The sequence below is a fragment of the Paramagnetospirillum caucaseum genome, assembly GCF_000342045.1.
In the GTDB taxonomy this organism is placed as follows: Bacteria; Pseudomonadota; Alphaproteobacteria; order Rhodospirillales; family Magnetospirillaceae; genus Phaeospirillum; species Phaeospirillum caucaseum.
On the sequence record NZ_AONQ01000053.1, the window covers coordinates 1 to 13,881 of the forward strand.

Here is a 13,881-nt window from a genome sequence, read left to right on the forward strand (position 1 = left end):
GAAATAAACGAAGGTTCCGTCGCGTTACTTCTTTCATCTCCTTTTTTGCGTAAACTTCCATCACGTCTTCAACCGTGAAGGCTTGTTTTTGTTCAATAGTACGAATGGTCTTTGGATTCTCACCCGATTCAATTTGACACGTCATAGCCATAGCGGCTTGCCGGGCATGATTGAAATCCATCGAGGGAAAGGAGCCAAGGGTAAGGCGTGGCTTCTTTCCTCCGACGACCTGCCGCTGAAACACCCAAGTGGACCGGCCAGAAGTCGTTACCTTCAGGCCAAAACCGGGTAAGGTGGTGTCCCAATGAAATTCATCAGACGCGCCAGGTTTAATTCGTTCGGCGTAGCTTTGGCTCAGTTTGGCTTTCGTGGCGGCACCCATAGGCAAGGTTTGGCTACCTCCCTATATATGCCGGACTGTCGATGGTTGGAAGGTGTAGGGTTACCGGGAGGTTACTAAATTCCGGTAATTTTTCAAAAAACGCTGTGAAAACATTGAGTTACTTTATTGCGGTTTTTGTCTTCAACAAGATCAACTATTCCAGCGGCACCAGCCACTGACCACCGTCCGGGGGCGTCACCACGCCCCCGGCTGGGCGCGCTGCGAGGCGAAGCGCTCCGCCAGGAAGTCGAGGAAACTCCGTACCTTGGCCGACAATTGGTGGCGCTGGAGAAAGACCGCGTGGATGTCGGCCTCCACCCCCGACCAGCCGTCCAGCACGCGGACCAGTTCGCCCGAGCGCAAATAGGGGGCGATGTCCCATTCCGAACGCAGCAGGATGCCGTGGCCTTCCAGGGCCCAGTCCACCGCCACCTCGCCGTGATTGGCCGAGAGCGGGCCGCCGACCTTGACGGTGGCCGGCCCCTCGGCGGACACCAGATTCCAGGTATTGAAGGCCCGCTCGTTCTCGCGGATGACGATGCAGCGGTGGTCGCGTAAATCCGCCGGAACCCCGGGCGGCGCATGGGCGGCGAGATAGGCGGGGGCTGCGCACAGCAGGCGGCGGTTGGCGGCGATCTTGCGGCGCAACAGGCCGGAATCCGGCCCCATTCCGAAGCGGATGCCGATATCCATGGCCTCGGCGGTGAGGTCCAGCGGCCGGTCGCTGAGGTGCAGGATCACCTCCACCTCGGGATGGAGGCGGACGAAATCCGACACCGCCGGGCCGAGATGGCGCCGGCCGAAGCCGAACCCGGCATTGATGCGCAGCACGCCGCGCGGCACCTGCCGCCCCGCCGCCAGCGCCCGCTCCAGGCTCTCGATGTCGTCGAGGATGCGGCGGCCCTCCTCCACGTATTTCTCGCCCTCGGGAGTCAGGCTCTGGCGCCGCGTGGTGCGGTTGAGCAGGCGCACCCCCAGCCGTGCCTCCAGGGCGGCGAGGCGGCGGCTGACGGCGGGCGGCGACAGCCCCATCTCGCGCGCCGCTGCCGTCAGGCTGGAATGGCGGGCCACCAGGGAGAAGAAGGCGATGTCCAGACCGTCGTCGAGGGCCATGGCGATTAATGCTCCATACGCATCAGTATCATGAAGTTGATGCCATTGATTGCTTTGCAGGCAAGGATAATCATCGGGCGTCGCCGTTACGGAAAGGCCGCGCCCGTGTCCGCCACCCTGCTTCTCTCCCTGCTGCCCCTGCTGTTGCTGGGGGGTGCCCTGGGCTTCCTCGGCGGCCTGTTCGGCATCGGCGGCGGTATCATCGCCATTCCCCTGCTGGTCACCGTCTACGGCATGGATCAGGCCATGGCCCAGGGGACCGCCCTGGTGATGATGGTTCCCAACCTGCTGGCCGCCTGGTGGCGCTATATGCGCCGCAACCCCGTCGATTTGGGTGGTGCGGTGCGGCTGGCCCTGGTGGGGACGGCGACCACCTATGGTGCGGCGCAACTGGCCCAGGGATTGGATCAGCATGTGCTGCGCCTGCTGTTCTCGGCGTTCCTGGCGGTGCTGGCGGTGGGCATGTTCCGCCGCCGGCCGGAGGCGGGCCCGGCCACGCCGGTCCGTTCCGGGCTGATGCCCCTGGTCGGGCTGGCCGGCGGCGGCAGCATGGGGCTGCTGGGGGTGGGGGGCGGTCTGGTGGCGACGCCGCTCCTGTCGCGCTGGTTCGGGCTCGACCAGCGGGTGGCCCAGAGTCTGGCCCTGGCCCTGGTGCTGCCCTGCTCGGCGGCGGCCCTGGCCTCCTATGCCCGGGCCGGCAACGTGGACTGGACCATCGGGGGCGTCCTGGGCGTCGGGGGATTGGCCTGCGTCTCGGCCGGCGTCGCCCTGGCCCATGCCTTCCCGGAGAAAGTCATGCGGCATCTGTTCGCCGGGCTGCTGATCGCCACCGCGCTGGCCATGCTGGCCGTCTAGGAGGTGGTGGCCGCTTCGGCATCGACCCGGTCGGGCAGGGTGAAGAATACCGTGGTGCCCTGTCCGGGGGTGGAGGCCAGCCACATGCGCCCGTCATGGCTTTCGACGATGCGCTTGCAGATGGCCAGCCCGATGCCGGTGCCGGGATAGGCGGAGCCGGTGTGGAGGCGGCGGAACACCTCGAAGACGTAGTCGTGGTACTGGGGATCGATGCCGATGCCGTTGTCGGTTACCGCGAAACGCCAGCCATCCTCGCCGTCCCGCTCGGCGGTCACCCGGACGGCGGGGACGGTTTCGCCGCCGCTGTATTTGAGGGCGTTGCCCAGCAGGTTGTGGAACACCTGATGCAGTTGGCCCTGGTCGGCGCGGAGCTTGGGCAGGGGGCCGATATGGAGTTGGGCGTGCCTCTGCTCGATGGCGGGGCGCAGGCTTTCGAGCACGGTATTCATCAGTTCGGCGCAATCCACCTCGCCGAGGGTCAGGCCGGCCCCGCCGGCCTTGCTGTATTCCAGCAGGTCGCGGACCAGATTGGACATGCGCAGCGCCTCGTTGATGATGAAGCGCAGGTAGTCCTTGGCCTCGCCGTCCAGGGCCTCGGCGCATTTGCGTTCCAGCAATTGCGAGAAGCTGACCAGCCCGCGCACCGGCTCCTGCAGGTCGTGGGCGGCGACATAGGCGAAGCGCTCCAGTTCGGCGTTGGTGCGCGACAGTTCGGCGATCACCTGCTGCAGGTCGCTTTCCGCCCGGGTGCGTTCGTGGATTTCGTGCCGCAGCTCGTCGTTGCGGTCGTGCAGGTCCTGCACCGCCAGATTCAGCTGGCGGGCGATGTTGTCATAGGCCCAGCGCAGACGGTCGATCTCGTCGCCATGCTCGGGAAAGCCCAGGCGTTCGTCGAACAGCGAGGCCTGCGACATCAGGGATTCCGGTACCAGGCTGCCGACGTTGCGGGCCAGTTCCTCGACCCGGCGGGTGACCAGGCGGCTGAAGATCACGTACATGAACGCCGCCACCAGGAAGGTCTTGACGGCGTTGCTGACCAGGATGGCGATGGCCTGGCTCGTCAGGCGGTCATAGATGCCGTCCAGGCTGGCCGATACGTTCAGGGTGGCGATCTGGCGGATTTCCCCCCGGATTTCCCGTGACAGGGCGTATTGACGGGTGATCTGCCGTTTAGACCGGACCGCCCCCGACTTCCACACGTTGCGGCCGTCCGAGGTGGTGATCTCCGCATATTCCACATGGGCCAGCCGGGTCAGGGCGTCCAGCGCCAGGGTGATCTGCCGCTCGTCGAAGGTCCAGACACTGCCGACAATGGGCGGGAGGAAGATTCCGACGTTTTCCAGCTGATCGTCCATGTCGGCGCGTTGCTGCCGGTATTCATGGAACAGCTGATAACCGGTTGCCAATAACGCTAGAAATGAACTGAACGCGACGATCAACACGATCAGGCGCCGGCCGATCCTGTTCTCTCGCCCTTTCTTGCGCAGCATCATCATCATCATGATGACTGCACCCTACCCGTATCCCTGAGTGGATACGAGCCCAAAACATTAGGATGGGTTACTTTAGATTTGGTCTAGAAACGCCATCCACCCGCAGGGTGTCGGCGATGGCCTCCAGCCGGGCCATGACCGCCTCGGCGTCGGGATAGGCCCGGCTGAGGACCAGATGGACGTTCAGCCGGTCGATGACGTCGAATTCCAGGCCGGCAATCGGGTGCTCGGCCAGGATCTCCTCGGCCGGCCCGGCATAGTCCAGGAGATAGTCGGCCCGCCCGCGTTCCAGCATGGCGAAGGCGGATTCGTGGCTGACGGTGCCGTGGTTCACCACCCGGCTGGCCGGGTCCTTGATGAAGGAAAGGATGCCGCCATAGCTGTAGCCGTGGATGGTGATCACCTCCTTGCCGGCCAGGTTCTCCCTGGCGGTGACCGGGGGCAGGCCCTTGCGGCGGTAGACCCTGAGTTCGGTGCCGGCCACCGGGCGCTTGCTGATCAGGCAGCATTTCTCCAGGGCCGGTCCCTTGACCAGCATGGAGAAGTCGGTCTGTCCATCGGCCAGATATTCGAACATCCGCGCCGCCGGCAAGCCGCGCGCCCGCCAGGGGATGCCGGCCTGCTGGAACAGCGGCGCGGCCAGGCGCAGCAGCGGGTTGTCGGGCTCGCCCCTGGAATCCAGCCGGGTGGTCCACACCGACTGGTCGGGGTAGGCGTATTCGATGGTCCGGGGCTCGGCGGCGGCGGCCGGTGCGGCGGCCAGCAGGAAACCCGCGGCAAGAAGGGAGAGCCAGCCTTTGATCATCCCCGCCTCCATCCCATCCCGACCGGACGATGCTAGCGCAACGGCCGCGGTTTCTCAACGAAGCCCGGCCACATCCCGGCGAAGGGCGTTTCCCGGTGGTTTTCCCGCCGGGGCCGGCCTATCCTCGGCCAGCGGTGGCAAGGCAGGAGGGGGCCGGCATGTCCATGGACCAGGAACTTCATGCCGGGCTGGAGCCGGGCCTGCGTTTCGCCATGCTGATCGGTCCCGACGGCGGCGTGCGCGATCTGCGCTGGACCGAGGTGGAACGCTGGCGGACGGAAGACGGCTTTCTCTGGGTCCATCTCGAACGGGACGAGCCCCAGGCCCGGGCTTGGCTGTGCGAGCGCTCCGGCATCGATCCCCTGGTGGCCATGGCGCTGACCGCCGAGGAATCCCGTCCCCGGGTCGAGGACGTGGGCGATGCCCTGATGGTGGTGCTGCGCGGCGTCAACAAGGCGCGCAACGGCGAGGGCGAGGATCGCTCGGCGGAAACCGAGCTGGTGCCGATCCATATGTGGATCGAGGCCGACCGTTGCATCTCGCTGCGCGACAGGGATCATTCCCTCAACGCGTTGCGCGACCTGCGGCTGTCCATGATGATGGGCAAGGGGCCGCGCACCGCCGGCGCCCTGCTGGCCCGCATCGCCGAGAAGGTCGTGGACCACCTGGGGATTCTCACCGACGAGATCGAGGACGGCATCTCCGACCTGGAGGACCGCATCGGCGAGGGGCTGGCCGGCACCGACCTGCGCGAGGACATCGCCTCGGCCCGGCGCAAGGTGGTGCAGCTGCGCCGCTATCTGGCGCCGCAGCGCGACGCGCTCTACCGCCTGCGCCACGACGACGCCAGCTGGCTCGACCCCGAGGCCAAGATGCGCCTGCGCGAGGTCAACGACCGCCTGATCCGCCATATCGAGGATCTGGACGAAATGCGCCAGCGCGCCACCATCCTGCACGAGGATTTCACCAACCTGGTGGCCGAGCGCGCCGCCCAGTCGTCCAACCGCCTGACCTCCCTGGCCGCCATGGTGCTGCCGCCCAGCCTGCTGGCCGGCATGCTGGGGACCAATATCGGCGGCATCCCCGGAGCGCAGGAGCCGCTGGCCTTTCTGGTCCTTTGCGGCGTGGTGGCGGGCATGATGCCGGTGACCTATCTGATCCTCAAATGGATGAAGTGGCTGTAGGCCGGAGAGGCGCGCGATAATTTGTTTCTTTTTATCACCCTTGTCATTTGCCCGTTTGCTTATGGTATCGGGCGGGACGCCGGAAGTTGGGCGCGGGGGATAGATGACGAAGGCCAGGGACAGCGTGGCGGGTGCCGAAGACGGGCCGGAGGGGGGCGAGCGCTCCGCCCGCCGCAAGGGTAAGGCCGCGCCCGGGCTGGGCCAGCCGCAGGAGGCCTATGTCGCCTTCGCCTTCGCCGCCGCCGACCTGCTGATGGAGGCCGACCACGGCGGGCGCATCGTCTTCGCCATCGGCGCCTCCATGTCGCTGGTCGGCCGGCCGGCCCGCCTGCTGGCCACCATGACCCTGCCCGAGCTGATCCGCCCCGAGGACCAGTCCCGCGTCCGCAACGCCCTGAAGCGCATGGCCGGCGGCGACCGGGTCCGCCATGTGCTGCTGCACGTCACCCTGCCGGCGGGGGGCAGCACGCCGGTGGCGCTGTCGGGCTATCCCCATCCCGACCGCCCTGACCGCCTGCTGCTGGTGCTGACCCATTCCGGCACCCTGATGTCGCCGACGGTACGTCACCAGGAGACCGGCCTGCTGGGCCGCGAGAGCTTCGAGGCGCTGGCCGGCGACCTGATCAAGGAAAGCGCCAGGGACGGCGACGATTCCTACCGCATGACCCTGCTGGACCTACCGGAACTGGCCGATCTGCGCAGCAAGGTCGGCGCCGAGGCCACCGCCGACTTCATCGCCCGCTTCACCGATTACCTGCGCCAGTGCTCGGTGGGGGGCGGGGCCGCCGCCGACCTGGGCAACAGTAAGTATGGCCTGATCCACGGTCCCGAGGTCAGCGCCGGCGAGATCGAGACCGCCATCAGCGGGCTGGCCCAGTCGGTGATGGGGGCGCCCATGGCCCCCGAATCCGCCTCGCTGTCCATCGACGGCGGCGGCGGCATCTCGGCGCAGGAGGCCACCAGCGCCCTGATCTACACCCTGAACCGCTTCACCAGCGACAGCGGCGCCGCCATCCACGAATTGTCGGCCATGGCGCGCCCCACCCTGTCGCAGACGGTGGCCAGGATGCGCGAGGTCAAGCAGACCATCGGCAAGGGCGACTTCCAGCTGTTTTTCCAGCCCATCGTCGATCTGTGGAGCAACGCGGTCCATCATTTCGAATGCCTGGTGCGCTTCGGCGACAGCGGCAATTCCCCCTACAGCACCGTGGTGTTCGCCGAGGATACCGGCCTGGTGGGTGAACTGGACCTGGCCATCTGCGCCCGGGCCATCGCGTTCATGCGCCAGGGCGTGGGGGCCGAGCCGTCGCTCCGCTTCGCCGTCAACCTGTCGGGCCGCTCGCTGTCCAGCCCCAGCATGGCCGCAAGGCTGCTGCAGTTGATCCACGGCGCGTCCGACCTGCGCGGCCGGCTGCTGTTCGAGGTGACGGAAAGCTCGGCCATCGCCGATCTGGTGGCGGCCAACGCCGTCATCCAGGAAATCCGCGGCCGCGGCCATCCGGTGGGCATCGACGATTTCGGCGCCGGGGCGGCGGCCTTCCACTACCTGCGCGGCCTCAAGGTCGATCACGTCAAGATCGACGGCTCCTATGTGCGCGAGGCGGCGGGCAAGGGGGAATCGCTGCCTTTCCTGCGGGCCATCACCCAGCTGTGCCGCGAGTTGCGGGTGGCTACCATCGCCGAGCATATCGAGGACGAGGCCACCGCCAACCTGCTGCGCGTCTACAACGTGCGCTACGGCCAGGGCTATTACTTCGGCAAGCCCATGCAGCCGTCGCGGCGGCTGCACGGCAGCCGGGCGCCCTGGGCGACGCCCCTGACCCAGTGGCGCAACGGCCTGTTGTTCTTCGGCAACGGGACGGTGGCTTAGAACCGGTCCGACCAGTCACGACTTGCATGTTGAATTCCACTTCCCATGGTCTTAATGAGGGGCCGATCAAGATTTAGGGGGAATGGATCGTGCTGGCGTGGACGGAACACCTGAGTGTCGGCGAGCCCACGCTGGATGCCCACCATCAGCACCTGTTCAAGCTGCTGGCGGAGATCGACGCCATGGCGGAAGGCGGGCCGGGCCTGGACGCCGTCAAGGCGGTATTCGGCGAACTGAACCGCTACATCGCCTACCACTTCGCCGAGGAGGAGGGGATGATGGAGCGCGCCGGTTTTCCCTTCCTGGACCTGCACCGCCACTCCCACCAGACCATCGCCATGCGGGTGGCCGACATGTCCGCCGTCCTGTCCGCCGCCAATGTGGAGCGGGTGGCCCGGGAACTCCACGGCTTCCTGACCGGCTGGCTGGTGCATCATATCGAGATCGAGGATTTCGAATACCGCCCCTTCCTGGCCGGTGGTCAGTAGCCTTCTCTGTCGAAAGTACTATTTCGCACCTGCAAAAATTGAGGAACCCGTGCCGTTCCGTTGATATTCGGCGCGTGCCTTGCTATGCTTTCCCGCACAAGAAATAAGAATATTCCAGGGTAGGCAGGGAGGTCCGATGGCGCCCTTGACTCACGGCCACGAGACCGGCGTTCCCAGCATCGACGCCGGGAACGAGGGTTTGCGCTTCCTGCTGGGACGGGTGTTCCAGCCGGGCGTCGAGTGCCGCCGCGGCATCGGCGGGCGCGGCGAGTGCGATTTCAACCGCTGCTCGCGCATCCAGGCGATCATGCGGTACGTGGAACGCAATTTCGCCCAGCAGGAACAGGTGATGACCGAATCCGCCTATCCCGACGCGCGGCGCCATCTCGACGACCATGCCGGGCTGCTGGATCACCTGGGGGTGATGCTGCACGCCCAGGTCTGCGCCGACAAGGATGCCGTCAAGGTCCACGACTTCATCGCCCATTGGGTGGTGGAGCACGCCAAGCGTTGCGACCGCCCCTTGGGCCGCTGGGCGGTGACCCGCCGGGTGCTGGAGCCCAAGCGGTAGCGTAGAGCCGTTGTAACGTCCGGGCCGCGCCGCTACTCTGCCGGCCATGAGCGAACCTGCCCCGCCGGCGGCCGAATCCCCCCTCGATCCCGAACAGTGCCTGGCCGCCGAGGCCGGGGCGGAATCCGTGCTGGTCCTGGCCGGGCCGGGGACCGGCAAGACCACCACCCTGGTAGGGCGCTACCTTCACCTGCTGGACCAGGGTGCGGCGGCCTCCCGTATCTTCGTCTCCACCTTCACGGCGCGGGCCGCCGAGGAATTGCGCTTCCGCATCGGCGCCCGCCTCGGCGAGGCGGACCGCGAGATGGCGCCCGAGCTGTTCCGCCGCATGCCCATCGCCACCCTGCACGGCATGGCGCTGCGGCTGCTGCAGCGCCATCCGCCGCCCGGCTGTCCACCTTTCCGCATCTTCGACGAGCAGGCCTGCGCCCGGGTGGTCGCCCGCCACCACCTCTATCTCGGCGACGACGTGCGCAAGCCCACCGACGTGTTCGGCGCCTACAAGGACCGGCTGATGGACCCGGCGGCGGCGCTGGCCGAGGCCAAGGCCAGGAACGACGCGGCCCTGCTGGAGGCCGCCGAGGCCTATGGCCGCTACCAGCGCGCCTTGGCCGAGGAGGGCGGCTTCGATTTCGGCGACCTGATCATGGAACTGGTGCGCGGGCTGGAGGCGGACGAGGCCTACCGGGGCCGCCTCGCCGGCTTCTTCGACCACCTGCTGATCGACGAGTACCAGGACATCAATCCGGCGCAGGAGCGCATGCTGCGCCTGTTGCGGACGCAAGGCGCGCGCCTGTGGGCGGTGGGCGACGACGACCAGTGTCTCTACGCCTGGCGCTCCGCCGACCCGGCCTTTATCCTGGGCTTCGAGGCGGCGTGGCCCGACCCGGCCCTTTACCGCCTGTCGCGCAACTACCGCAGTTCCGCCACCATCGTCGCCGCCGCCGGCGCCCTGATCAGCGGCAACCGGCGCCGCCACGTCAAGGATCAGGTGCCCCACAGTGCCTCGCGTCTCGCCCTGACCATCGCCGGCCTGGACGACGACGAGGACGAGGCGGAATACGTGCTGCGCGTGGTCAGGGGGCTGGCGGGGCGCGGCATGCCCTGGCACGAGATGGCGGTGCTCTACCGCGCCGGCCATGTGGGCTCGCGCATCCAGATCAGGCTGGCCGAGGCCGGCGTGCCCCTGGTGGTGCGCGGCGCCGGCGAGTTCTGGCAACTGGGGCCGGTGCGGCTGGTGGCCGGGCTGGCCCGCCTGCTCGCCGATCCCCGCGACATGGATGCCCGCGCCCTGCTGGGCCACGGCAAGCGGGTGGACAAACTGTTGCAGCAGGCGCCGGAGAAGATCGATACGGACGTGCCCTGGCCGGCGCTCTGCCGCCAGGTGGGCCGCCTGGTCTCGGCGACGGCGCGGCCGCCGGGGGAGGAGGGGCTGCAATGGCGCGACCTGGCCTTCACCGCCGCCGATCTGGCCGCCGAGTGCGCGGACGCGGCGGCCTTCATCGCCCTGATGGAGGAGCAGCGCCGGTCCCTGCGCCGTGCCGAGGCCCAGGGCGACGCCGTGGTGCTGTCCACCATCCACGGCGCCAAGGGGCTGGAATGGTCGGCGGTGGTGGTGGCCGGCTGCGAGGCCGACCTGATGCCCCACGAATCCTCTCCCGATCTGGAGGAGGAGCGCCGCCTGATGTACGTGGCCGCCACCCGGGCCAAGCGCTGGCTGGTGCTGTCCTTCGCCGCCGAACGGCGCAAGACTGCGGTGCCGTCTCCCTATATTGCCGAAATGCTGGAGGGGCTCGACGAGGACCAGATCCGTTATCACGACACCTTGAGCCGGGCCCGCCTGCACGCGAAGGCGCCGCCGCCGGCCAAGGCCGGAAAGCCGGTCCGCCTCCGCCCCGAACTGAAGGTTTCCGCCGGGATGCGCAAGGGGCGGACGCCCCTGAAGCGGACGCGCGGATAGGGCCTTGGTCAGGGGTAGGGAGTGTTTGATTTTCCCCCCTGAACAGGGCATCCTGCCAAGCGCTGTCCAAGGTCCGGGGGAAGGGGGGCAAGTCCCGCCCAAGTTCTGGGAGGACGATGCGGAGGCGATATTTCATCGCGCCGCTTTTTTTGCTGCGATCCGTCCGCGCCACCGGCGCCGGCCGGAGGTCCGGGCGGACGGCGAGTGGTGAATGTTCACGAAGGTCAGGGCGGACTCATGGGCGATACAAACATGACCAGAGGCGAGACCGAGGCGGCGGCGCAGGGGACGGGCGCGGCCGAGACCGAGGCGAAGGAAGCGGCTGCCATCCTGGCGCCTCCTCTGGCGGTCCTGCGCCCCGAACCGCTGCCGTCCGGCGGCGGGTCGTCGGCGGCGGGCGGCAAGTCGGCCCGGCTGTTCGGCCTGCTGGTCACCGTCGCCTGGGTGGTCTTGAGCGGCTATTGGGCCGACACCTCCATCGGCTGGGGCAACCTGCTGTTCATGCAGCCGCAGGAAATCGGCGGCATGGTCGGCGCCGCCTTCCTGCCGCTGGCCTTCCTCTGGCTGCTGATCGCCTATTTCGACCGGGGCCGCGAGCTCAGGGCGCTGTCCGCCGACATGCGCGAGCAACTGTCCCGCCTGACCTATCCCGCCGAGGGCGCCGAGGTCCGGGTGGCGCGCATCGCCGAGTCGCTGCGCACCCAGGCCCGCGACCTGACCCAGGCTTCCACCGAGGCCGCCTCCAAGGGCGAAACGGTGCGCGAGATGATGGCCAGCCAGATCGAGGCCATGACCGGCGTGGTGGGCCGCGTCAACGACGAGGCCCAGACGGCGGTCGAGGCGTTGCGCAAGGAGGTCGACCGCCTGACCCAGGCCGCCGACGGCGCCACCGCCCGCGCCCGCGAGGTGGAGACCCTGCTGCGCATGCAGACCCAGGACCTCACCACCGTTACCGATACCTCCGCCCACCGTATCCGCGAGTTCGGCGAATTGCTGCGCGGCCAGATCGAGTCCATCGACACCACCTCGGCCCGCGCCGCGTCGCGCGCCGACACGGTGGCCGAGCAGGTGCGCACCCAGGCCGAGTCCCTGGACAAGGTGTCCCAGGCGGCGGTGGTCCGCGCCGAGCAGGTGGTCGCCATGTTCGAGCGCCAGAGCACCCAGCTGGGCAGCTCGGCCGAGCAGGCCACCACCCGCACCGAGGTGGTCGCCAATTCCCTGGCCGAGCGGGTCGAGGCGCTGGAAAGCCTGTTCACCCGCCAGAACACCGATCTCGATCAGGCCGCCGAGCGCCTGGCCGAGCAGACCAGCCGCATCTCGGCCTCGCTGCAGCAGCAGGCCACCGGGTTGGACCAGATCACCGAGCGCGTGCTGTCCCGCGTCAAGATCGTCGAGGAAGCTCTGGGGGTGCAGTCGCGCGAGTTGGGCTCGGCCTCGGATCAGGCCATGGGCCGCTTCCGCGAGATCGAGGAAAGCCTGGGCCGTCAGGCCGAGAGCCTGCGCGTCGCCGCCGACGACGCCTCCACCCAGTTGGGAGCGGTGGGCGAGGTGTTCGTCCAGCGTCGCGACGACGTGGACTCCGCCGCCGAGCGGGCCATGGCCCGGGTGCGCGAGGTGGGGGAGGCCTTCCAGGGCCAAACCCGCGCCGTCGCCGCCGCCTCGGACCAGATGACCGCCCGCGGCCGCGAGGTCTCCGAGACGTTGCGCCTCTATATCGAGGACCTCAACAAGGGTGCCGAGAAGGCCGCCGCCCAGGCGGAGAACATCCGCACCTCACTCAGGAAGCAGGCCGACGAACTGGCCGACGCCGCCAACGTGGTGTCGACCCAGTCCAAGCTGTCGGAAGCCTCGCTCAACCAGCAGTCGCGCCATCTGATCGCCACCTCGGACCAGGTGATGGCCAAGGTCAAGACCATCGCCGACACGCTGCGCCAGGGCACCAACGACCTGATCGCCACGTCGTCCAAGGTCGGCGTCGAGCTGGATGCTGTGGGCGAGACCCTGCGCCAGCGCACCACCGACGTGTCCGCCGCCGCCGTCAAGGCCATCTCCGATTCCGGCGGGGTGGCCGAATTGCTGGAGAAGCGCTCCGAGCAGTTGCAGAACGTCTCCGACCAGTTGGGTTCGCGGGTGCGCGCCGCCACCGAGGTGCTGCGCAAGCAGACCGAACAGGTGGTCGCCTCCGCCGACCAGGCCGAGGCCTCGGTGGGCGCGGTGGGCGAGGCGCTGCGCGTCCAGGCCCAGTCCCTGGCCCGCGTCGCCGAGGATTCCAGCGACGTGCTGAAGGCCTTCGGTTCCTCCATCCAGCAGAACGCCGTGCAACTGGGCGAGGCCGCCCAGCAGGTGTTCGCCCAGTCCCAGACGGCGGGCGATGCTTTGCGTTCCATCAGCCGCGATTTCGAGGAAGCCTCAAACAAGACCGCCGCCCAGGTCACTGCCGCCGGCGACATGCTGCGGGCCGGCATCCGCGAGCTCACCGCTTCGGCGGAGCGGATCACCGCTCAGGTGCGTTCGGCCGGCGACGGCCTGCGCCGCCACGCCAGCGAGATGCAGGAAACCACCGAGCGGACCGGCGCCAAGCTGGAAGCCGCCTTCGAGATGGTGCGCACCAAGTCCAACGATCTTGGCATCACCGGCGACCGTTTGGCCCAGCAGGCCGAGAGCTTCTCCAACAGCTTCTCGCGTCAGGTGGAGGAACTGGTCAACGCCTCCAAGCTGGCCGAGATCCGGGGCAGCCAGCTGGAAGAGAAACGCGCCCAGCTGTCGGTGGAGCACTTCCTGCAGAACGCCGCCTTCATCGTCGAGAAGCTGCAATCCCTGTCCGTGGACATCGGCCGCATCTTCAACGCCAATATCGACGAGAAGGCGTGGCGCGAGTTCCATGCCGGCGACCAGTCCATCTTCGTGCGCAAGATTCTCAAGAATCTCGACAAGCACCAGATGGCCTCCATCAAGAACAAGTTCGAGGACGACGGCGATTTCCGCGAATACGTCACCCGCTATCTGGCGGAATTCGAGGCTCTGCTCAACCAGGCCCGCAATTCCGACCACCAGGACGTGCTGACCGGCACCTTCACCTCCTCCGAGGTGGGTAAGCTGTACCTGGTCCTGGCCCGTTCGCTGGGCCGCCTGGAATAGGGTTTTCCCCAGTCCGATGAAA

General features: G+C 67.7%; 11 protein-coding genes. 7 read left to right on the forward strand and 4 right to left on the reverse strand.

Features of this window, described 5'->3' with window-relative positions:
- Nucleotides 1-382: Arm DNA-binding domain-containing protein (locus tag H261_RS24885; RefSeq protein WP_235062964.1), on the reverse strand; the 382-nt coding region annotated here is incomplete at its 3' end.
- 195 nt (nt 383-577) lie between these two features.
- Complete coding sequence (locus H261_RS16560) at nt 578-1,495, reverse strand: LysR family transcriptional regulator (RefSeq protein WP_008619737.1); 918 nt, start codon at nt 1,493-1,495, stop codon at nt 578-580.
- A gap of 105 nt (nt 1,496-1,600) precedes the next feature.
- Here H261_RS16560 and H261_RS16565 point away from each other — a divergent pair, with 105 nt between their 5' ends.
- Nucleotides 1,601-2,350: a sulfite exporter TauE/SafE family protein gene (locus H261_RS16565; protein WP_008619739.1), complete on the forward strand. Its 750-nt coding sequence runs from the start codon at nt 1,601-1,603 to the stop codon at nt 2,348-2,350.
- On the opposite strand, the gene H261_RS16570 is transcribed toward H261_RS16565, so the two are convergent.
- Both H261_RS16570 and H261_RS16575 read right to left on the reverse strand, forming a co-directional pair.
- Entirely contained in the window at nt 2,347-3,852 is a 1,506-nt protein-coding gene (locus H261_RS16570) for a sensor histidine kinase (protein WP_008619741.1), read from the reverse strand. The genes H261_RS16565 and H261_RS16570 overlap by 4 nt on opposite strands.
- A 58-nt stretch (nt 3,853-3,910) precedes the next feature.
- Entirely contained in the window at nt 3,911-4,648 is a 738-nt protein-coding gene (locus H261_RS16575; RefSeq protein ID WP_008619746.1) for a substrate-binding periplasmic protein, read from the reverse strand.
- Nucleotides 4,649-4,806: 158 nt separating this feature from the next.
- On the opposite strand from H261_RS16575, the gene H261_RS16580 reads away from it, so the two are divergent.
- From H261_RS16580 to H261_RS16605, 6 genes are all read left to right on the forward strand, one after another.
- Nucleotides 4,807-5,832, forward strand: coding sequence for a zinc transporter ZntB (locus tag H261_RS16580; RefSeq protein WP_008619747.1), 1,026 nt, complete (start codon nt 4,807-4,809; stop codon nt 5,830-5,832).
- A 103-nt stretch (nt 5,833-5,935) separates the two neighbouring features.
- Nucleotides 5,936-7,702, forward strand: coding sequence for an EAL domain-containing protein (locus H261_RS16585; protein WP_008619748.1), 1,767 nt, complete (start codon nt 5,936-5,938; stop codon nt 7,700-7,702).
- An 89-nt stretch (nt 7,703-7,791) separates the two neighbouring features.
- Nucleotides 7,792-8,190, forward strand: coding sequence for a bacteriohemerythrin (locus tag H261_RS16590; RefSeq protein WP_008619749.1), 399 nt, complete (start codon nt 7,792-7,794; stop codon nt 8,188-8,190).
- A gap of 136 nt (nt 8,191-8,326) precedes the next feature.
- Entirely contained in the window at nt 8,327-8,761 is a 435-nt protein-coding gene (locus H261_RS16595) for a bacteriohemerythrin (protein ID WP_008619750.1), read from the forward strand.
- A gap of 46 nt (nt 8,762-8,807) precedes the next feature.
- Nucleotides 8,808-10,721 (forward strand): ATP-dependent helicase, encoded by a 1,914-nt coding sequence (locus H261_RS16600; protein ID WP_008619751.1) that lies wholly within the window; start codon nt 8,808-8,810, stop codon nt 10,719-10,721.
- A 252-nt stretch (nt 10,722-10,973) separates the two neighbouring features.
- On the forward strand, nt 10,974-13,859 hold the full coding sequence (locus H261_RS16605; RefSeq protein WP_235062962.1) for a coiled-coil domain-containing protein: 2,886 nt from the start codon (nt 10,974-10,976) through the stop codon (nt 13,857-13,859).
- Nucleotides 13,860-13,881 lie beyond the last annotated feature (22 nt).